The organism is Micromonospora sp. LOL_014, from assembly GCF_048060245.1.
Classification (GTDB): Bacteria; Actinomycetota; Actinomycetes; order Mycobacteriales; family Micromonosporaceae; genus Micromonospora_E.
The window spans coordinates 22,582-43,671 of the sequence record NZ_JBHMIP010000023.1; the positions used below are offsets into that span (position 1 = coordinate 22,582).

The 21,090-nt window shown below is 71.6% G+C and carries 15 protein-coding genes and 1 pseudogene; 5 read left to right on the forward strand and 11 right to left on the reverse strand.

Features of this window, described 5'->3' with window-relative positions; genetic code table 11:
• Positions 1–29: 29 nt before the first annotated feature.
• Positions 30–5,168, forward strand: coding sequence for an AAA domain-containing protein (locus ACFHW1_RS19960; RefSeq protein WP_416555603.1), 5,139 nt, complete (start codon positions 30–32; stop codon positions 5,166–5,168).
• A 17-nt stretch (positions 5,169–5,185) separates the two neighbouring features.
• Here the strand turns inward: ACFHW1_RS19960 and ACFHW1_RS19965 are convergent, their stop codons facing one another.
• The 6 genes and pseudogenes from ACFHW1_RS19965 to ACFHW1_RS19990 form a co-directional block, all read right to left on the reverse strand.
• Complete coding sequence (locus ACFHW1_RS19965) at positions 5,186–5,419, reverse strand: hypothetical protein (protein ID WP_416555645.1); 234 nt, start codon at positions 5,417–5,419, stop codon at positions 5,186–5,188.
• Between the two features lie 272 nt (positions 5,420–5,691).
• Positions 5,692–5,862 (reverse strand): annotated as a pseudogene (locus ACFHW1_RS19970) (IS200/IS605 family transposase); the annotation flags it as partial.
• 294 nt (positions 5,863–6,156) lie between these two features.
• Positions 6,157–6,588: an HIT family protein gene (locus ACFHW1_RS19975; protein ID WP_416555601.1), complete on the reverse strand. Its 432-nt coding sequence runs from the start codon at positions 6,586–6,588 to the stop codon at positions 6,157–6,159.
• A gap of 9 nt (positions 6,589–6,597) precedes the next feature.
• Positions 6,598–7,116 (reverse strand): hypothetical protein, encoded by a 519-nt coding sequence (locus tag ACFHW1_RS19980; RefSeq protein WP_416615921.1) that lies wholly within the window; start codon positions 7,114–7,116, stop codon positions 6,598–6,600.
• A complete protein-coding gene (locus ACFHW1_RS19985) occupies positions 7,113–7,403 on the reverse strand; it encodes a DUF305 domain-containing protein (RefSeq protein ID WP_416555598.1) in 291 nt (96 codons plus the stop codon). Before ACFHW1_RS19985 ends, ACFHW1_RS19980 begins: the two co-directional genes overlap by 4 nt.
• 62 nt (positions 7,404–7,465) lie before the next feature.
• Complete coding sequence (locus tag ACFHW1_RS19990; RefSeq protein ID WP_416555596.1) at positions 7,466–8,158, reverse strand: DUF4386 domain-containing protein; 693 nt, start codon at positions 8,156–8,158, stop codon at positions 7,466–7,468.
• 185 nt (positions 8,159–8,343) lie between these two features.
• Here ACFHW1_RS19990 and ACFHW1_RS19995 point away from each other — a divergent pair, with 185 nt between their 5' ends.
• Complete coding sequence (locus ACFHW1_RS19995) at positions 8,344–8,913, forward strand: hypothetical protein (RefSeq protein ID WP_416555594.1); 570 nt, start codon at positions 8,344–8,346, stop codon at positions 8,911–8,913.
• Positions 8,914–8,930: 17 nt separating this feature from the next.
• Here the strand turns inward: ACFHW1_RS19995 and ACFHW1_RS20000 are convergent, their stop codons facing one another.
• Entirely contained in the window at positions 8,931–10,163 is a 1,233-nt protein-coding gene (locus ACFHW1_RS20000) for an endonuclease/exonuclease/phosphatase family protein (protein ID WP_416555592.1), read from the reverse strand.
• Positions 10,164–10,466: 303 nt separating this feature from the next.
• On the opposite strand from ACFHW1_RS20000, the gene pyk reads away from it, so the two are divergent.
• The 3 genes from pyk to ACFHW1_RS20015 all read left to right on the forward strand — a co-directional run bounded on the left by pyk (position 10,467) and on the right by ACFHW1_RS20015 (position 13,361).
• A complete protein-coding gene (gene pyk, locus ACFHW1_RS20005) occupies positions 10,467–11,915 on the forward strand; it encodes a pyruvate kinase (RefSeq protein ID WP_416555590.1) in 1,449 nt (482 codons plus the stop codon).
• Complete coding sequence (locus tag ACFHW1_RS20010) at positions 11,912–12,793, forward strand: acyl-CoA thioesterase (RefSeq protein ID WP_416555588.1); 882 nt, start codon at positions 11,912–11,914, stop codon at positions 12,791–12,793. The genes pyk and ACFHW1_RS20010 overlap by 4 nt, the downstream gene beginning before the upstream one ends.
• A 106-nt stretch (positions 12,794–12,899) precedes the next feature.
• Complete coding sequence (locus tag ACFHW1_RS20015) at positions 12,900–13,361, forward strand: RrF2 family transcriptional regulator (protein WP_416555586.1); 462 nt, start codon at positions 12,900–12,902, stop codon at positions 13,359–13,361.
• A 350-nt stretch (positions 13,362–13,711) separates the two neighbouring features.
• Here the strand turns inward: ACFHW1_RS20015 and ACFHW1_RS20020 are convergent, their stop codons facing one another.
• The 4 genes from ACFHW1_RS20020 to ACFHW1_RS20035 form a co-directional block, all read right to left on the reverse strand.
• On the reverse strand, positions 13,712–15,220 hold the full coding sequence (locus ACFHW1_RS20020; RefSeq protein ID WP_416615923.1) for a pyridoxal-dependent decarboxylase: 1,509 nt from the start codon (positions 15,218–15,220) through the stop codon (positions 13,712–13,714).
• A 13-nt stretch (positions 15,221–15,233) separates the two neighbouring features.
• Positions 15,234–16,325, reverse strand: coding sequence for a LacI family DNA-binding transcriptional regulator (locus tag ACFHW1_RS20025; RefSeq protein ID WP_416568717.1), 1,092 nt, complete (start codon positions 16,323–16,325; stop codon positions 15,234–15,236).
• Positions 16,326–16,411: 86 nt separating this feature from the next.
• The gene (locus ACFHW1_RS20030; protein WP_416555580.1) at positions 16,412–19,393 is read right to left on the reverse strand and encodes a glycoside hydrolase family 3 C-terminal domain-containing protein; all 2,982 of its coding nucleotides are present in this window, start codon (positions 19,391–19,393) and stop codon (positions 16,412–16,414) included.
• Between the two features lie 337 nt (positions 19,394–19,730).
• The gene (locus ACFHW1_RS20035) at positions 19,731–20,951 is read right to left on the reverse strand and encodes an ROK family transcriptional regulator (protein WP_416555578.1); all 1,221 of its coding nucleotides are present in this window, start codon (positions 20,949–20,951) and stop codon (positions 19,731–19,733) included.
• Positions 20,952–21,090: the final 139 nt, after the last annotated feature.

Here is a 21,090-nt window from a genome sequence, read left to right on the forward strand (position 1 = left end):
GTGGTCCAGCGTCGAAAGGAAACCGTATCTTGACGTCCTCTGTGGCGAACCGCCTCGATCGGGCGGTGCGACTCTTCGAGTTCCTGGCGCGGGCACAGCAGTCGGTCGTCTCGGCGCCCCGCACGGTCGACAGTTACGAGGAGGTTGCCTGGACGCGGAGGATGCCACGACACTCCGCCGTGCACTTCGCGCACTGGGACGCCACGCCAGAGCCTGGTGACGAGGTCGGCCACATCGATCGGATCGATGTGGTCCGGCCGCCCGCCGTCGGCGAGGCGCTGCGCCGCTGGTTGACCGCAGGCATCGACGATCCACAGATCACCCCGCAGCTCAAGGTGGAAGTTCCGGATCCGGACGGGGAGCCGGACGTCGACGGCAACCCTGCGGTGTCTCGTCTGGCTGAGCACCCCGACATCGAGGACGCCTACCGGTCATGGCTGATCCGCTGGGAGACTTGGTCGGAGCGGGAACGTGTCGATCAGCCGGTGCGTGAGGCGTACGGCACGCTCTTCTCGATGCAAGCAGCGGCGGCGAGCAATCCCGAAGAGAAGGAGCTGGTCCTCGCCGTCGGATGCCTCACCTGGAAGCCAGCCGACCATCCGGCCGTACGGCGACACCTGCTCACCGTACCGGTCACGATCGACCTCGACCCGGTAACCGGCACACTGCACGTCAACGCCGCCGAAACGGCCGACCCGCTGCGCCTCGAACTCGACATGCTGGATTCGCACCTGACGCGGTCGCGGCACATCGGCGAGGTCCGGGAAACCGCACGGACCTTCGCCGACCATCCGCTCAACGTAGCGACGATCGGCGAACTGTTGCAACGCGTGGCGCACAGCCTCGACCCGGACGGCGGCTACCTCGAGACGGAACTGCCCGGCAGCGGCGGTCCCGCGCGGCCCGAGGTGACCCTGGCGCCCGCGATCGTCCTGCGTCGGCGCAGCCACGGGCTGGTCGAGGTGCTCGAGCGCATCCGCAAGCAGTTGATCGACGCGGCTTCCGTGCCGGAGGGGATCCTGCCGCTGGTGGATCCGGATCACCGCCCGGCGACCGAGACCGACCCGACGCCCGGCGCGGTGATCGCCGTCGACGACGAGTTCTACCTGCCGCTGCCGGTGAACGACAAGCAACTGAAGATCCTTCAGCAGGTGGACCGGCACGCCCAGACCCTGGTGCAGGGCCCGCCCGGTACGGGCAAGACACACACCGCCGCCGCGTTGCTCAGCCATCTGCTCGCCCAGGGCAAGCGGGTCCTGGTCACCGCGCAGACCGATCGTGCGCTCAAGGAGGTACGCACGAAGCTGCCGGAGGCGATCCGGCCGCTGTCGGTCGCGGTCGTCGGCGCGTCGAGGGAGGACATGGCGGACCTGAAGGTCGCGGTCAACACGATCTCGCAGCACGCCATCGACTTCGACGCCGACGAGTCCGACCGGACCATCGCCCGGCACCTCGACGCGATCGACCAGCTCCGGCGTCAGCGTGCCCAACTGCACCAGCGGCTGGTCGACGTGCGGGCCGCCGAAGTCGCCCGGCACGAGCAGGGACCGTACCGGGGCACGCTGGCCGCGATCGCCGAGGCGCACCGTCACGCCGGAGAACGGTACGGGTGGATCCGCCCGTGGGCACCGGCAGCACCCGGGGACGAGCCCCCGCTGACCCGGACCGAGATCACCGAGTGGTTGCGGCTGCTGCGCGACCAGCAGTTGATCGCGGACGAAGCGTCGTCGCGGGCCACGCTGGCCGACCCCGCGCGGTTGGCCCCGCCGGCGGACTTCGCCGCTGCCGTCACCGCCGAACAACAGGCCCGCGCCGCCCACGACGCGCGGCACGACAGCCGGCAACATCCGGCGTACGTGGTGGTCAGAGCGCTGCCTCCGGCGGCCCGGACCGCGCTGCAGCAGGATCTGCACCGCCTCGCCGACACCGCCGACGACCTGGCGCGACGACGCGAACCGTGGATGGCCGACGCGTTGGCCGATGTGACCTGCGGCCGGGGACAGCTGTGGCACAACCGGGCCGCGCACCTGCAGCAACTGGTGGCACAGGCCGAACCGCAGGTGCGTTACCTCGGCATCACCGACGTGCAGGTTATCGGCGTGCAGGACGGCGGCGTGCCCCAGGCCGGGCCGGACGTCGCCCAGCTCGTGTCGCTCGCCCACCACCTGCGCGAGCACCTCGCGGCCGGCGGCAGGGTCAAGCTCGCAGCCGACGGCACGCCGGTGCTGAACCTGCTCGCCGCCAAGCCGGTCAAGGCGGCTCGGGAGCTGTTCAGCCGGGTCCGCGTGGACGGTCGCCCGCCGACGACGGCCGAGGCCGTCGACGCGTTCCTCGCCTGGGCACAGGCCACCCGGCTGCTGACCGCTGCCGACCGCGCCTGGCCGGCCACCGTCGTCGTCCCGCCCGAGGACACCTTCCAGGAACGGCTGACCTGGCACCAGACCGAGCTGAGCCAACTGCAGCGAGTTCTCGCGCTCGGTGCCGGGCTGACCGACCAGGAGCACCGGCTGGCGGCCGCACAGCTACCCCGCCCACAGTGGTCGGATCTTTCGGCGGTACGGGCCTACGCCGCGTTGGTGGACTCGGCCGCCGCCGACGACCACCTGGCGCGGACCCGGACCGCCGTGGACGCCATCGGGGAGCCGGTCGTCGCACTGAGCCATCAGCCGACCGCCGCTGCACCGCTGCGCGAGCTGGTGGAGGCGGTCGCCGCCCGGGACGTGGGCAGGTACGCCGCCGCTGTCGCTCGGCTCACCCGACTGACCCAGGTGCGTGAGCTCGTCGACCGTCGGGACGCGCTCGGTTCCCGGCTGCGGGCGGTGGCGCCCCGCCTGCACGACGCCGTCGTCACCGACTGCGCCGACGACAGATGGGACGAGCGCCTCGACGGCTGGGACGACGCCTGGGCCTGGGCGGTCGTCGGCGCGTGGCTCGCCGACCGGCAGATCACCGATCTCAACCGGCTGCAGTCCGAGATCGGTGAGCTCGAGGGCCGGATCCGGGGCCACGTCGAGGAGCTGGCCGCCGCCCGCGCCTGGCGACATGCCGCCTCGCCGGACCGGATCAGCGGCTCCGCCCGGGCCAACCTGCAGCAGTACGGCCAGCTCGTGCGAGGGCTCGGCAAGGGTACCGGCAAGTACGCCCATCAGCGTCGCGCCGAGATCCGCCAGGCCATGGACCGCTGCCGCCCGTCGGTACCGGTCTGGATCATGCCGATCTACCGGATCGCGGAACAGCTGCAGGTGCAGCCGGACATGTTCGACGTCGTCGTCGTGGACGAGGCGTCACAGGCCGGGCTGGCCGCAACGTTCCTGCAGTACCTGGCGCCGAAAATCGTGGTGATCGGCGACGACAAGCAGGTCTCACCGAGCGGGGTCGGCGTCGACCAGCAACATCTGCGCGACCTCGCGGACCAGTACCTCGGCGACGACCCGTACCGGGCGTCGTGGCAGGACCCGAAGCGGAGCCTGTTCGACGAGGCCAAGATGCGGTTCAGCGGCCTGATTCCGTTGACCGAACACCGCCGCTGCGTTCCGGAGATCATCAACTTCTCCAACCGGATCGCGTACGAGCCGGAGAACATCCGGCTGATCCCCGTCCGTCAGTACGGGGCCGACCGCCTCGAACCGATCCGGCCGGTGCACGTCGGGAACGGTTACGTCAGCGGCACCAGCAACAAGGTCAACCCGCCGGAGGCCGAGGCGGTCGTCGCGCAGATCGTGGCCTGTGCGCAGGACCCCCGCTACGACGGTCTGACCTTCGGCGTGATCTCGCTGCAGGGAGTCCATCAGGCCAAGCGGATCGAACGGCTGCTGCTGGAACAGCTCGATCCGGCGGAATGGGAGCGTCGGGAGCTGCGGTGCGGCGACTCCGCCGATTTCCAGGGATCCGAACGCGACGTCGTGTTCCTCAGCATGGTCGCGGCGATGGAGGACGGCGTACGGATCGGCGCTGCGACGGCCGAGATGTACGTGCAGCGCTACAACGTCGCCGCCTCCCGCGCCAAGGACCAGATGTGGGTCTTCCACTCGGTCCGACTCAGCGACCTTGGTAATCCCGAGGACATGCGTTACCAACTGCTCGACTATTGCTACGGCGTGACTGCCCGCCCGAGCGAGCACGACGGCACCCCACTGCCGACCGAGGTGCCCGAGGACCGGCCGGTCGCACCCTTCGACTCACTGTTCGAGCAGCGTGTCTACAATCGGCTCGTCGCCGCTGGCTTCACCGTCGTGCCGCAGTTCGAGGCGATCGGCTATCTCATCGACCTGGTGGTGATCGGTCCGAACGGACGGCTCGCGGTCGAGTGCGACGGCGACGCCTGGCACGGGCCCGACCGCTACGAGGCCGACATGGCCCGGCAGCGGGAACTGGAGCGCTGCGGCTGGGAGTTCTTCCGTATCCCGCAGTCGTCGTTCGTCGTCGACGAAGCGGCGGTGTTGCAGGATCTGCGGGCGGCGCTGGACCAGCGGGGTATCCGCCCGTCCGGCTGGGCGGCGGCAGCCGAACCGGCGCGCGAACCAGTCAGCCAGGCGGGACCGGACGAGCGGGCGGAACCGGTCGGACTGGCGGAACCGGTCGGACTGGTGGAACGGGTCGAGCGGGCGGAACCGGTCGAGCGGGATCTGGACCCGGCGCCTGGACTCAAGCCGTACGAGATCTTCCAGGGCGCCGCCCCGCGCGCCGAGACTCCGCCGCCGCCGGGGATGCAGGAGGCCATACTCGCCATCGTCGCCTGCGAAGGCCCGGTGACCGGCGGGCGGTTACAGATCGCGTACGTCCATGCAGCCGGTGGTCAGCGCGTCAGTCGGGCCTCGGCAAGTGCGATCAACAAGGCGGTCACTGCAGCGGTACGCAGAGGTCTGCTCGTCCGGGACAGCCCCCTCGGCGAGACCGGAGTCCAGCCGAGCACGTATCGGCTCGCCCATCAACCGCCGGCACTGCCCCGGGCGCTCGGTCCACGCACCTTGGAGGAGGTGCCGCCCGCCGAACTCGCGCAGGTCATGACCGGGCACGCCAGCGTCCTCGGCTGGCACCAGCCGGAGGCCGTCTACCGGGCCACCCTGCAGACCTACGGCGGTACGGCGCTGACCGCCACCGCCTCGGCCCGGTTGACGAAGGTTTCGCCGCTGGCCCGCTTGGTCACCCGTCGCTCGTCGGACAGCTGAGCAGCCCCGTTCGATGATCAATGAAGGTCGTGAGCGACCCGGGCGACCGCCAGCCCGGCCGGTGACGTCGCGTCCCGCCGCCACACCAGCTCCAGATCGGGGGCGGGCAGCTCGTCGGTCAGCCGGAGCACCACCCCATCCACTGTGGGTAGCTCGGCGAGTGATCGGGGCACCAGGGCGAAACCGTCAAGGTCCGCCAGCCCGATCCGGCGCCACCCCAGCTGCTCGCAGTCGACCACCTCGACGGCCACACCGGCGCGGGCGCAGGCGGCCAGGATCGCCGACCAGTAGCGGGCGTCAGCTCCTCCGGTGGCAGACTCAGCTGGCCGTCGGCCAAGTCGGCCAACCTGACGGTGTCCGTCCCGACCGCGTCCGACCCCACCGTGGTACGCCCGGCCAGCGGATGCCCGGCGTCGACCACCGCTACCGGAATGCGGGCCAGTGCTCCGGCCTTCAGACCGGGGGTGAAGGCCCGCGCTGGGAGGGCCGCCAGGGCCCGAGCAGTGCCCTGAGCCAGACGGTTCTGCCGCTCAATGTACTGCTTCACGATGCTTGGTGGCGCGCCGCCGACGGAGCCGGCGAAGTACGAGCCCGACCAGAACTTGTTGGCCCGGTGGTAGTGGCGTGCGAGGTCGGGGAACTCCTGCCGGAGGCGGCGCGACGAGACGCCCTTGAGCGAGTTGGTCACCCCGGACCAGCGGTATCTGATCGTCGCGGCCCCCGGCTGCACGGCCCGTCGACGGCCGCGACCTGCTGTTGGTCAACTTCCAGTACGGGGCGACCGACCCGGTGCTGCCGTACACGGTGGTCCGGATAACCGCTCGCTGGTGACGATCCGCCGCCCGGCCCCACTCCCGTACCACCCGGCGTGGGACCGGGCGGTCCGTCGGGTCCACGCACCAGGTCAATAGATAGACGTCCATATATTCTGCCGGATATCGGGCGAGGCTGACTCCGCGCGTCGCTTCGCCTGATCACGAGGGCGGCTTCACGGCAGGTCCGGTCCGGGAGGTAACGCGGCGGCGACCTGTTCGGCGTACCGCCGGGCCTCGACGTCGTCGGCGTAGCGGCGGCGCGGCCAGAAGAAGCCGCGCAGCCCGTCGCCCCTGGTCCGGGGCACCACGTGGGTGTGCAGGTGCGGCACCGACTGGGACACCCGGTTGTTGATCGCGACGAAGGTGCCGCCCGCGTCCAGGCCAGCCTCGACCGCCGCCGCGACCCGCTGCACCAGTGAGAAGTACCCGGCCAGATCGGCCGGCGGCAGGTCGGTCAGGGTGACCACGTGCGGGCGCGGGCTGACCAGCACGTGGCCCGGGAACACCGGCCGGGTGTCCAGGAACGCCACTCCGGCGGGGGAGTCGGCGACCCGCCACGCGGGGGACTCCCCGGCGATGATCCGGCAGAACACGCACCCGTTCACCGGCGCAGCCTAGCCCGGCTGGTGCTCGACCAGCAGGTTCCACCGCACGTCCGCGCCGGCCTCGACCCGGATGGTGGCCGGGCCGCCCGGGTGGTCCTGGTCGACGTTGCGGATCTTCGTCACCTCGTCGGCGGGGCACTGCAGCTCGAACCGCATCCACGGGTCGAGGAACACCGCGAGGTCGGCAGCTCCGCTGGCGGCGGCGGCATCCCCACGGCCGCCGCTGACGCAGTCGAGGCTGACCGACAGTCGGCCCGGCGGGATCTCGACCGTGCCGACCGAGACCGGGCCGCTGGTGGCGGCCACTGAGGCGACGGGCCGGGCGGCTATTGGGTCGGGCAGCGGCGCGATCGGCGGTGCGGGCGCGACCGGCGGCGGCTGTGCCGCTGACCGCTGATCGACCGGGTCGGCGCTGGTGGCGGACGGGCCGGTGTCGGCTTCCGACGGGTCGGCGGTGCAGGCTGCGGTGCCTGCCCCGATGGCGACGACGGTGAGTACGACGCCGAGCGCCGCGCGGACGTGACTCATTCGTACCGCTGCAGGATCTGTTTCATCTGGTCGATCTCCTCCTGCTGCGTCTCGACAATCTGTCCACACAGCTCGATGATTTCCGGATCGGTGATGTCCGACCGTTCGCAGACCAGGATCGCCCGCGAGTGGTGCGGGATCATCGACTTGAGGAACTGCTCGTCGCCGATGAAGCTCTCCTGCCGGCCGAAGTAGAACGCCACCCCGAACAGGACGACGAACCCGACCGCCAGGATCACGTTCAGCGTCAACGCGACGCCCAGCCGCAGGTAGCTCCGGTTCATCATCGCCAACTTCCACCTCGTCGGGCAAGATTGCGGCGATCCGCGTGATTCTCCGCTACCCTCGCCTACCCGCCCTGACGGTGCGGTAACACCCGGGACGGCGTCCTTCGTCGGACGCCGACGGTCAGCAGGTAGCCGATCATCCAGAGCTCGCCAACGGTGGCCGGCACCACGAGCAGGTCGGCGACGACCTGGGCGTCGGGTGTGAGGTAGAGCAGGAACCCGTTCGCGAGGTAGCAGAGGCCACCGATGACGAGCACCCAGCCGAGTGGTCGGGGCATCCAACGTGACCGGATCACACACCTGCCCATCGGGATGAGCCACAGCCCGAAGAACAGGTTGCCCACCCCCCACAGGTTGCCGCTGACCAGATAGAGAGCCTGGACGATCGGCGCGGCGTCGCCGATCGGCGCGCCCGCGACCTCGACGGCCGTGGCGAGCATCGCCGCACTGCCCATGATCGCCACCGCGTTGACCAGCCCGAACGCGCCGATGCTGCCGGCGGCGAGCGGGTCGGCGATGCGGAAGAGGCGGTAGAACCAGACGGCGGCGAGCGCCTGGGTGACGACGACGCCCAGCTCGAGCGCGACGCCGACGCGGGCGAGCGTCTCGTGCCCTACCAGGTTGCCCAGTGTCGCTGCGGGGTCGCCGGCGATGACCAGCTGGGGTCGGACGATCAGAAAGCCGAGCATGGCGGTGATGCCGAGGCCCAAGTAGAACACGCCGGTGAGCCGCGCCGTGCGGACCAGATCGCTCATGAGTATCCCCTTCTCGTCCGCCGGGCGTCCGCGGACGCGACCGGCTGTCTTACGCCGTAAGGCAGCCTAACTTACGGTGTAAGGCATGGGCAAGCGGAGACCCCCGAGGGGACCGGGCCTTGTGCTGGCACGCGACCTTGTGACGGCTCACTACCCTGAGGCCCGGCGACGCGACGGAGAATGTGATGTCTCTGCTGGAACACCTGCCGACCATCCTTGCGGTGGTCGTCGGCGGGGTGCTCACCTACGTCGGCACCGGGATCACCGAGCGCAACCGGTGGCGCCGGGAACAATCCGTGCGGTGGGACGATCGGCGGCTCGCCGGGTACGTCGAATTCGCCGCCACCGCCAAGCAGATCGCCTTGCTCGCCTCACGGGTGCTGGCCAGCCGCGGTCTGATCACCGCGATCAGCCCGATCGGCCGTGAGGAAGGGCTGGCCCGGCTCGGACAGGCCGAGTCGGACCGGTCCGTGTGCTTCGAGTCGATCCTGCTGCTCGCCGACGGGCCGACCATCGCCGCCGCGCAGGCCCTCACCGAGACGTTGTGGAGGCTGGAGGCATTTGCCACCGGTGACGAACCAGTCGACGAACAGACCTGGCGGGCCGGGTTCGTCGACTACCGCCGTGCCCGGGCGCAGTTCTACCAGGTGGCCCGGCTCGACATGGGGGTGCGGGCAGTGCAGATCCCGATGAACGCGATCGCCTCCCGCGACGCCCGCCCACCGGGATCGCTCGCCGCCACCGGCACCGACTGACCGCTTGGAACTGCCGCTCAGCAGCGCAGGTCGAGCCAGACGAGCCGGTGGTCCGAGGTCGGGAACCCGCCGGGCAGCGCCGGGTCGTAATCGCCGACCAGCCGGAACAGTGGATCGTCCGGCGTCGGCCAGAAAACCCCGCTGCCCGCCGTCTGCAGGCGGCGGCTCGGCAGCAGGTAGTCGACCCGAAGGTTGCCCGGCGTACCGTCGGCGAAGTCGGCGGTGTCGTAGCGGGAGTCGCCCTCGTGGGTCAGGTTCGCCCCGCCCTGGCGCTGGCTGGCAGCCGGCCCACCCGCACTCGTCGGCGGCCGTCGGTCGTCGACCAGTGGATGCCCGGTGACCTGTCGAGCCGCTCCCGGGATGCCGTCGCCGTCGTACGGGTCGGAGTTGAGGTCACCGGCGATGACGAACCGGGCACCGGGGCGCAGCCCGCCGCGTCGGCCCCGGTCGTCGTAGATGTAACCGGACCGGGCCGGGACGACGTAGTCGGCCCAGAACCGGATCTCGTCGTGGTTACGCCGGCCGTTGCGGTCCTCCGGGCCGTCGAAGACCGGCGGCGTGGGGTGGCTGGCCAGCAGATGCACGGTCTGCCGGCCGATCCGTACCGGTACGTCCCAGTGGCTCTTCGACGGCAGCCGCACGTCCGCGAGGACCTCGGGGGAGTACCAGTCGGCGGGCTCCGGGGTGTCCGGGTCGTCCGGCAGCAGCGCTCCCGGCATGTCGCGCCAGCGGAACGTCTGGAAGGTGCGCAGCGACCGCCGGTCGATCGGGTGACGCGAGTAGACCGCCATGCCGTACTGGCCGGGGAACAGTCCGAAGCCGTACGCGTCGTCCGGGCCGCCGACCGTACCGTCGCGGTTGAGGTCGTGCCCGGACGGCACGCCGGTGTTCGACGGGGCGCTGAACCGGTACGGGTAGTGAATTGGCCTGGCCCCGCCCTGGCCGCGGGACAGGTAGTTGCGCTGGAACAGCTCGACGGCCCGCCCCTCGCCGTCGTGGTCGAACTCGTTGATCAGCAGCACGTCGGGGCGGACCCGCTGGATGATCTCGGCGACGTTGGCGGCCTGCGTATCACCCAGAGTGGACAAATCGGCCACCAGTCCGCCGTCGACGCCCCGGTTGAGTGAGGCGTTGAAGGTGGCGAACCGGACGCCGCCGTGCCCACCGGCCGGTGTACCGCCTGCCGTCGCCGTCCCGGGCGCCAGCCCTGCCGCCAGACCGGTGGCGATCATCGCCATCAGAGCGGTCACCGTTCGTGTCCGTACTCGCTGTGTCACCGTGCCACCCTCCGGTCGTGTGGTGACCAGTTAACCGGATCTATGTGACGGTTCGGCGAATGATCTCCGAACGTCCGGGCGTCGGCCGTCCGGCCGTACCGCGATGGTCAACTACCGCGCTACCCTGAGAGCGCGGTCGTCGATGCCCGCCGGTCCACCATCGCGGTTCCACCCACCAGTACGATGTCTCGCGGAGCGCCGAGCGCTGGTGGGCACTTCCGTTCGGACATCAGACAGGGCCGGCCGGTCGGCCGGTTCAGGGGAGAGACTAGCCTCATGGGCGTGACACGCCGCGCAAAGATCGTTTGTACGCTTGGCCCCGCGACCGCGTCCCCGGAGCGTATCCGTGGGCTCGTCGAAGCGGGCATGGACGTGGCCCGGCTGAACTTCAGCCACGGCAGCCACGAGGACCACCAGCAGGTGTACCAGCTGGTCCGGGAGGCGGCTCAGGTCGCCGGCCGGGCGGTCGCCGTGCTGGCCGACCTGCAGGGCCCCAAGATCCGCCTCGGCCGGTTCGCCGACGGGCCGCATGAGTGGCGCACCGGCGACTCGGTCGTCATCACCAGCGACGACATAATCGGCAGCCGGGAGCGGGTCTCCTGCACCTACCGCAGGCTGCCCCAGGAGGTTCGCCCCGGGGACCGGCTGCTGATCGACGACGGCAAGGTGGCCGTCGAGGTCAGCGCGGTGGACGGCAACGACATCCGGGTGCTGGTCGTCGAGGGCGGGCCGGTCTCCAACAACAAGGGCATCTCGCTGCCGAACGTCGCGGTCAGCGTGCCGGCCCTGTCGGACAAGGACACCGACGACCTGCGGTTCGCGCTCGGCCTGGGCGCCGACTTCATCGCCCTGTCATTCGTCCGGTCGCCCGAGGACATCAAGCTGGTCCACGCGATCATGGACGAGGAGGGGGTTCGCCGACCCGTCCTGGCCAAGGTCGAGAAGCCGGAGGCGGTCACCCACCTGGAGGCGATCGTCGACGCCTTCGACGGGGTGATGGTGGCCCGGGGTGACCTCGGCGTCGAGTTGCCGCTCGACGAGGTGCCGCTGGTGCAGAAGCGCGCGGTGCAGCTGTGCCGGGAGAACGCCAAGCCGGTCATCGTCGCCACCCAGATGCTCGACTCGATGATCGAGAATGCGCGGCCGACCCGCGCGGAAGCCTCCGACGTCGCCAACGCGGTGCTCGACGGCACCGACGCGGTGATGCTCTCCGGCGAGACCAGCGTCGGCAAGTACCCGGTGCTCACGGTCAGCACCATGGCCAAGATCGTCACGACGACCGAGCACGGCTCGATCTCGGTGCCCCGGCTGCAGCACGACCCCCGTACCCACGGCGGTGCGCTCACCTCGGCCGCGTCGCAGATCGCCCGAGCGATCGGCGCCAAGGCGATGGTCGCCTTCACCCAGACGGGTGACACCGTGCGTCGGCTCTCCCGGCTGCAGTGCGAGCTGCCGCTGCTGGCTTTCACCCCGGTCGCCGAGGTGCGCGACCAGCTTGCCCTCTCCTGGGGGGTGGAGACCTTCCTGATGCCGTTCGTGCAGCACACCGACGACATGTTCCGCCAGGTCGACCAGGCACTGCTCGGCCTCGGGCGGGCCAATCCCGGCGAGTACGTGGTGATCGTCGCCGGCAGCCCGGTCGGCACCCCTGGCTCCACCAACACGCTGCGGGTGCACCAGCTTGGTAGCCTCGTCGACGCCGCGGCGGCCCGGGCGTTGCAGTGACCGGTGATCCGGTCGGCGGGCAGGCCGCCGTCGACCAGTTGCTCGAGGTGCTCGACCTGACCCGGACCGGGCCGTCAGCGTTCCGTGGGACGAGCCCCAAGGTTGGGCCGCAGCGAATCTTCGGCGGCCAGGTCGCTGGTCAGGCGCTGGTAGCCGCCGGGCGAACCGTCGACCCGCAGCGGCTGGTGCACTCGCTGCACGGCTACTTCGTCCGTCCCGGCGACGGTGCCGAGCCAATCGACTACGAGGTGGAGAACATCCGCGACGGCCGGTCCTTCTCGGTCCGCCGCTCGGTGGCGTACCAGCACGGCAAACCGATCTTCTTCATGTCGGCGTCCTTTCACCGGCCCGAGGACGGGCTGGACCACCAGGCGCCGCAGCCACCGGACGTCCCGCCGCCGGAGGCGGTGCCGACCATGGTGGAGCGGCTGGCTCGCTATCCGGAGCGGCTCGGTGTCTGGGCGGTGATCCCCCGGCCGATGGACGTGCGGTACGTCGGCGAACCGGGTCTGGTCGCCCCCGGGGACCGGCCGGCCGACCCGTACCAGCGGGTCTGGATCCGCGCCGCCGGCAAGCTGCCCGACGATCCGCTGTTGCACGCCTGCGTACTCACCTACGCCTCCGACCTGACCCTGCTCGACTCGGTGCTGTCCGTGCACGGCGAGGTCTGGGGTCCGGGCGGGGTGATCGGGGCCAGCCTGGACCACGCCTTGTGGTTCCACCGGCCGTTCCGGGCCGACGAATGGTTCCTCTATGACTGCTGGAGTCCGTCGGCCGCCGGCGGGCGCGGGCTGGCCACCGGTCGGATGTTCACCCGCGACGGCCGGCACATCGCCAGCGCTGTGCAGGAAGGACTGGTCCGGCGGGTCGGCGGGTGACCGGGCCGCCTGCCTGACCGGCGCTCGGACGGCGGTGACCAGGGTAGATGACTGACGACGCGGTCGGCCGGTCTGACAATGGAAACAGTGCCGTAACCTGAGAGGTATGCGTCTCTCTGCCCGGGTCGACTACGCGCTGCGGGCCGCCGTCGAGCTGGCGGTCGCGGCTGCGGCGTCGGCGCGGGTCGTGCTGACCGCCGAGCAGGTCGCCCGGGCCCAGGGCATCCCGCCGAAGTTCCTCGAGGGAATTCTGCTGCAGTTGCGCCGGGCCGGTGTGGTGCAGGCCCAGCGCGGCCCGGACGGCGGCTACTGGCTGGCTCGCCCCGCCGAGCAGATCAGCCTCGCGGAGCTCATCCGGGTCATCGACGGCCCGCTCGCCCACGTGCGGGGGCACCGGCCGGAGGAGCTCGGCTACCAGGGTGCGGCGGTCGCGCTGCAGGACGTCTGGATCGCGTTGCGGGCCAGCGAGCGGGAGATCCTCGAGTCGGTCACCGTCGCCGACGTCGCCACCGGCAAACTTCCTGAGCGGATCCGGGATCTCGCGGCCAACCCGCGCGCCTGGACCTGACCGCCGCACGGCCGTCCGTGATCTGCTCCCGGCCCGACATCCGGCCCCTCCGGCCGCGGCCGGCTTCGTCGGCGTGCTTGACAACAGCACCGGCCCCCGCATTCGAAGCCGATAGGTTCGATCTCTCAAGTAGGTGTGCTGTGCGAAAGCTGCCGGTATTCGCCCTCGTCGGACTGCTCGCCGGAGTCGGATGGGCCGGGATCCTGCTGGCCCTCGGGGGGTACCTGCTGATCCGATTCGCCCGGCCGATCCCGTCCCGGCGGGTCAGCCGGCCCTTGCGCAGCCGGTTCCTCACCCCGCTCGGGCTGACCGCCGGCTTCCTGATCGGGCTCGGCGGCCAGGGTTTCGTCCTACCCGTCGTCGCGGCGTTGCTGGTCGGCGAGCAGCCCGGTGGCGGTGTCCGCGATCAGCTCCCAGGCGGCGGCGACGTGCCGTCGCTCGGTACGCGGCGCGCCGACCGCCAGTCGCAAGGTGAACCGGCCCGCCACCCGGGTGTGGGTCAGCAGCACCGAGCCGCTGGCGTTCACCCCGGCCAGCAGGGCGGAGTTGACCTCGTCGGGCTGGCCGCGCAACCGGAAACAGACCAGTGAGAACGGCCCCGGCGTGACGATCTCGAACCGGTCGTCGGCGCGTACCTGGTCGGCGAACCAGGCCGCGTGCGCCACCGCCGAACGGATGTGCGCCTGCAGCCCCTGTGCGCCGTACCAGCGCAGCACGAACCACAGCTTCACCGCCCGGAAGCGACGACCGAGCGGTACCTGCCAGTCCCGGTAGTCGATCACCGCGCCCGCGTCGCTGAGCGCGTTGCGCAGGTACTCCGGCATCACCGTCAACGCCTCGACCAGCTCGGCCCGGTCCGCCACCCAGAACGCGTCGCAGTCGAACCCGGTCAGCAGCCACTTGTGCGGGTCGAAGCAGTACGAGTCGGCCCGCTCCAGCCCGGCGTGCGTCCAGCGCAGCTCCGGGCAGACCGCCGCCGCGCCGGCGTACGCGGCGTCCACGTGCAGCCACACCCCGTACTCGGTGCAGATCGCGCCGATCTCTTCGACCGGGTCGATAGCGGTGGTCGAGGTGGTGCCGACGGTGGCGACCACGATCGCCGGTCGCCGCCCGGCGGCCAGGTCGGCATCGAGGGCGCGGCGCAACGCGTCCGGCCGCATCGCCAGCGTCACCGGATCGACGTCGATCAGCCGTACGCCCTGATCGCCGACCCCGGCGATCCGGGCCGCCTTCTCGATCGACGAATGGCCCTCGGTCGAGGTGTAGACGGCGTAGCCGGCAGCGGTGCCCGCCGTGCGCCAGGTGCCGCCGCTGGCCCGGTGCAGCGCCACCAGGGTGGCCACCAGCGTGGCCGACGACGCCGAGTCCTGGATGACGCCACCACCGGTGGAGCCCGACCGGAACCGTTGCGGCAGCTCGAGTAGCTGGGCCAGCCAGTCGAGCATCACGGTCTCCACCTCGGTGCAGGCCGGACTGGTGGCCCAGAGCATGCCCTGGACGCCGAGCCCGGCACTGACCAGGTCACCGAGCACGCTCGGCGCCGAGGTGTTGGCCGGGAAGTAGCCGAAGAAACCGGGGTGCTGCCAGTGGGTGAGCCCACCGACGACCACCCGGTCCAGGTCGGTGAGGATCCGGTCGAACGGCTCGCCGTGCTCCGGCGGCGTCACCGGCAGCGCCCGGGCCACCGTACCGGGCGGATCCGACGGCCGTACCGGATGTTTCTCCAGGGTCTGCCAGTAGTCGGCGATCCAGTCGACCACCGCGTGCCCGGCCCGGCGGAACTCGTCCGCCGACATGTGCCCGCCGGCCGTGGTGTCTGCGCCGGGTGTGATGCCCCGCGCGGATGCGTCGCCTGCCATGCAGTCGAGTTGATCAGGAATCGGAACGGTGGGCAAGTGCCACCATCGTCTCCGGCCCGGTGCCTGCGACGGCGGCATCTCCGGCCTCGGCGCCCGGCAGCGCGGCGGCGGGGCCGGTGCTGGCCCGGACGGTCAACCGTGGGTCGAGCAGCGTGGCGGCCGGCACCGCGTCGCCCCGGACCTTGCGCATCAGCAGGCTGACCGCCTGCCGGCCGACCTCCTCGGCCGGAATCAGCACCGAGGTCAGTGCCGGACCGGACCGCTCGGCGACCTCGTCCGGGCAGATCGCCACCACCGAGATGTCGTCGGGGACCCGCCGACCCAGGGTCGGCAACGCGGCCAGGACGTGCCCGACCGCCGCCTCGTTGTGCACCACCAGCGCGGTGAGCCCCGGGTGCCGGTGCAGCAGCCCGGCCAGTTCGCGGCGCACCGCGTCGTAGTTCTCCTCGCACGGCTGGGCGACCGCCGTGACGCCGCAGCGGGTCGCCGTCTCGGTGAAGCCGGCCCTGGTCCGGTGGGCGAAGCCGGTCTCCCGTTCGTAGACCACCGCAGGGGCTCCGAGCAGGGCGAGCTGCCGGTGGCCGAGCGTGACGAGATGTTCGACGCAGGCCTCGCCGGCCCGATAAAAGTCCAGGTCGACGCAGGTCAGACCGGCGGACTCGGCCGGGAAACCGATCAGCACGCTGGGCCGTTCGAGTTCACGCAGCAGTGGCACGCGTGGGTCGTGCATCTCCACGTCCATGACCACGATGCCGTCGACCATGGCGCTGACCGCGATCCGGCGCAGCCCGGCCGGGCCTTCGTCGGCGGTGACCAGCAGTACGTCGTGGTCGAACTGCCGGGCGGTGGTGACCACGCTGGTGGCGAACTGCATCAGCACCGGCAAATGCATCCCGGAGCGCAGCGGCAGCACCAGCGCGATCACGTTCGCCCGGCGGCTGGCCAGCGCTCGGGCGCCGGCGTGCGGGTGGTAGCCGAGGGCGTGGATGCTGGCCAGTACGCGTTCCCGGGTGGTCGCCGAGATCGCCCGCTTGCCGCTGAGCACATAGGACACCGTGCTGACCGCGACGCCGGCGTGCCGGGCCACGTCGGCGATCGTCACCATGTCGGCCCGCTTGCCGGCCCGGTCCCGCGCCGGGTCCGGCCCGGCGGGGTCCGGCCCGGCGCCGGTCGGCTGTGACGGAGTTGACACTAGGCTCCTCCATCCAGGTCCCTGGCCGGACCGCCAGTGGCGGTCCCGGCGAAATTCAGGTAGCTCACCGTAGCGCCTGCCGTACTGAAAAGCAGATACAGGTCTCGAATTCCGGACAGTCCGTGCAGCTCCGTCCGTACCTCGGCCCAGTCGTCGCGGCCGCTGGTCGCCGGTACCGGAAGCGTACCGGCAACCGGGCCGGCCAGCGGATCGTCCAGCCGCAGGGTGACCGTCGACCCGTCCGCCGCCCGGCCGGCGGCGCCGGGGTCCGCTCCGGCCCCCTCCCGGGGCGGCCGGTGCGCGACGCGGGCGGTGACCGCGGTGGGCCCGGAGTCGAAGTCGACGTCGGTGAACGCAATCCAACCGCCGTCCTCCGCCGCGCCCACCGCGTCCCGCCCCTCGGGATGGTCGGCCGGTGCCGTGCCGGCGTAGTCGTCGTTGTCAGCGGCCCACAACGGTCCGGCCAGCGGATCGCGGGGCCCGATCCGTTCACCCCGTACGGTCAGGGTGGTGGTCGCCACCAGGTCGGCGCTGGACCGGCCGACCGACACGGTGTGCCGGGCGCTCTCCACCACTGGTCGGTCCCGGGTGACGTCCCAGGTCGCCAGGTCGGCGGCGGCGAGGCGGAACCGGAGCGTGGTCCGCGCCCCCGCCGCGAGGCTGATCTTGCGGAAGGCACGCAGCTGGCGCAGCGGCTGCTTGACCCGGGAGTGCCGCTGGCGGGTGTATAGCTGCACCACCTCGGTCCCGGCCCGCGCCCCGCTGTTGCACACCGTGACGCTGACCTCGACCGTGCCGTCGGCACCTACCTCGGTGGCCGACAACCGCAGGCCGCGGTAGTCGAAGGAGGTGTAGCTCAGACCGTGGCCGAACGGGTACAGCGGTTCCCCCCGGAAGTAGAGGTAGGTCGCGTCCGAGGCGATCACGTCGTAGTCGAACAGGTCGGGCAGGTCTGCGGTACGTCGGTACCAGGTCTGGGTGAGCCGGCCGCCCGGATCCGCGTCCCCGCAGAGCACCTCGGCCAGCCCGGTGCCGTACTCCTGGCCGCCGTGCGCGGACCAGATGATCGCCGGGACGTGCCGGTCGGCCCACTCCACCGCGTACGGGTAGCTGCTGGCCAGCACCAGCACGGTACGCGGATTCGCGGCCCGGACCGCCCGCAGCAGCGCCGCCTGGGCACCGGGTAGCGCCAGGTCGACCCGGTCCTCGGTCTCCCGCCCGCACACCATCGGATGGTTGCCGAGCACCACCACTGCCACGTCGGCGTCGTGGGCCAGTGCTGCCGCCTCCCGGGCGCCATCGGTGACCAGCTCGACGGTGAACCTGGTGGCGGTGTCGACGCTGGCGGCCTCGGCCCGCAGCAGCCCGTCCGGGCCGACCGTGACGTAGCGGTCCCGGGCCAGGTGGTGCAGTGCCATGCGGCCGTCGGCGGCGCGGACCAGCCGGAAGGTCTCGTTGACCACCCACCCGCCCGGTCCGGACCGGTCGTTGACCAGCACCCCGTCGTCGCCGGCGGCCAGGTAGCGGCCGTTGGCGACGCTGCGCAACGCGACCACCCCGTCGCCCCAGTCGAACACGTCGAAGCAGCACTGCGGCGCCGCCTCCGGCGCGACCGCGCGCAGCGGTCCGCGCGCCGTGCTGTCGGCCCGCAGCGGTCCACCGGCGGCCGCGCCGCTGGCCTGCAGGTAGGTCGCCGAAGTGCCGAGTCGCAACGCGATCCGGTCCACGCCCTCGTGGTGGGTCACGGTTGCCATCGGCAGCCGCGCGGTCAGCCCGGCGCAGGCGGTGACCGCATACGGCATCGATCCGGCGTACCAGTCGGTGTGGAGGGTGTCGGCGAGCGGGCCGACCACCGCGACCCGCCGGATCCGGTCCGGGTCCAACGGCAGCACCGGGTCGGATCCGGACTCTGTCGGTACGTTGCGCAGCAGGACCACCGACTCGCGTACCGCGATCCGGGCCAGGTCCTGGTGGGCCGGGCAGTTGATCACATCGGTGCCGGTCGTCGCGAACGGGTTGCGTTCGGGTGGATCCAGCTCACCGAGCCGGATCCGGACGGAGAGGATCCGGCGGACCGCGCGGTCGATGTCCGGTTCGGCGAGCAGCCCGCGCGCCACCGCCTCGGTGATCCGCGCGACGGTCGGCAGCGAGTCGGTGTCGTCCTCGGTGAAGCTGTCGATCCCGGCACGCAGCGCCGCCGCGTAGCCGGTGACGTGGTCCGGGTGGTAGCCCTGGGCGCCGGCGATGTTGGTGGCCGCTCCCGCGTCGCCGACGACCAGGACGTCGTCGTCGGTCCACCGGCGCAGCTGCTCGTCGATCAGCGGGCTCAGGTGTGCCGGCCGGCCGTTGACCAGGTTGTACGCGGCCATCACCGCGACCGCGGCACCGGCGGCGATCGGGGCGCGGAACGCCGGTAGTTCGTACTCGTGCAGCACCCGGGGCGGCAGGTTGCTGCTGGTGGTGGCCCGGTCGGTCTCGTTGTTGTAACCGAGGAAGTGTTTCAGGGTCGGCGCGGTACGCAGGTAGTAGGGATGGTCGCCACGCAGTCCGCTGGCGTACCCGGTGGCCAGCACCCCGGTCAGCCACGGGTCCTCGGCGTAGCCCTCCTCGTTGCGGCCCCACCGTGGATCCCGCAGCGGGTTGACCACCGGCGCCCACACGTTCAGTCCGACGCCGACGGGGTCTTTGTGGTGGAACGCGCGTACCTCGTCGCCGACCGCTTCGCCGATCCGCCGCAGCAGGTCGGGGTCCCAGCTGGAACCCAGCCCGAGTGCCTGTGGGAAGACGGTCGCCGGGCCGAGCCACGCCACCCCGTGCAGCGCCTCGGTCCCGGTGCGGAAGCCGGGCAGGCCGAGTCGGGGCACCGGGGGCTGATGCTGGTGCAGCAGGGCGATCTTCTCGTCGAGGGTGAGCCGGCGGAGCAGGTCGGTGACCCGGGCGGCCACGGGTTGGTCGGGGTCGCGGAACGTGCTGTCGCTCATAACGTGGATCGCCTTCCGGGATCGGCAAGGGCACCCGTGTGGGTCGCTGCGGCGGTGCGGGCACCGCCGCGGTCACCGGATCACGGGCAGGCGTCGGTACGCGGTGGAGGTTGGCCGCCAGCCCGGGAAGCGCTGGCTCGAAGCGCTTCGATGACCGTCCCAAAAACGCTCCACTGTCGACACGATTTCAGCCGTGTTAACCGTGGAGCCCTTTGAGGTTGACATCCATCAGTACGGACGGTCAAGGGGCTGCCCGGCACAAAATTGATGTCAGCCGCCGCCGACCCGGGTCGCCGCAGTGGGCCGTTGGTCAGCCGGGCGGCGGCCGCCGGTGCGGTCAGTCGGTCGGGCGGGCCGGCATACGGCCGTTGTCGATCGCGGCGATCGCCCGGGCCGCGCCGCCGATCGCCGCCGCGCCGCCGGCCAGATCGGAGGCTGCCAGCTCGGTGCCACCGGCCGCCGGAGCCACCGTACGGTCGGCGAGCTGCTGCCGGGCCGCCGGCAGCAGCCACTGGGTGAGCGGGACGTAGTAGCCGCCGAGCAGCACCACTTCGGGGTTGATCAGGTTGGCCAGGATGGACACCCCGGTGCCGAGGTTGCGGCCGACCTCGTCGAGCGCGTTGAGCGCCGCCGGATCCCCGGCGCGCGCCGCCGCCCGTACCCGGTCGATCTCCGGCGCGAAGTCGGCGACCGGCCCGTCGACCTCGGCGTCCGGCAGCACCCGGCGGATCAGCGCCGGGACGGCGGCCAACGCCTCCAGACAGCCGTTCGCCCCGCAGCGGCACGGCGGACCCTGCGGATCCAGTTGGATGTGACCGACCTCGCCGGTGAACCCCCGCGCGCCGTGCAGCAGCCGTCCGTCCACCACCAGCCCCGCGCCGATGCCGGCACCGCCGGTCAGGTGCACCAGGTTCGCGGTGCCGGCGTACGGCCCGTGCCGGTGCTCGGCGAGCGCGGCCAGTTGGGCGTCGTTGTCCACCACCACCTCGTACGCCGGCCCGCGCAGCGCGCGAACCAGATCGGCGTGCAGGTCGACGTCGCGCCAGCCCAGCTCGGGGGAGAGGCTGACCCGGCCCTGCTGGTCGACCAGGCCGGGTACCCCGACGGTGAGCCCAAGGACCTGCCGCCCCTGCCGGGTCACCCGGTTCACCGCCCGGCCGGCCAGTGCGGCCACCGTGCTGGCTGCCTTGCCCGGGGTGGCGGCCAGCCCGGTGAAGGCGCGTCGCCAGGACAGCAGCTCACCGCCGGCCAGGTCGAGCGCGACCGCGGTCAGGTGGTCGGCGCTGATCTCGATGCCGATCGCGGCGTACGCGTCGCCATCGACGACGAGCATGGTGGCCGGGCGTCCGATGCGGTGTTCGGTGAGGCCGATCTCCCGGACCAGGCGGCGGTCGATCAGATCGGCGACCAGGCTGGAGACGGTGGCCTTGTTGAGCCCGGTGGCACCGGCGATGTCCGCCCGGGAGCAGGGCGCGTTGGTTCGGACGTAGCGCAGCACGACCGCGAGGTTGGTGGCGCGTACGTCGGTCAGGTCCGCTGGCTGCGGGCCGCTCCGCATGGTGATCACGTTACGCCCCGGGTCCCGGCCGGGTGGCTCGGGCCGGATGCCCGGCGGGCCGGCGTGTCGCGGCGGTCACCGCGGGGTTGGCCGCCACCGGCGGTTCGCGTCATGTCGGCCTCCCTTGTGGCGCCTGTCA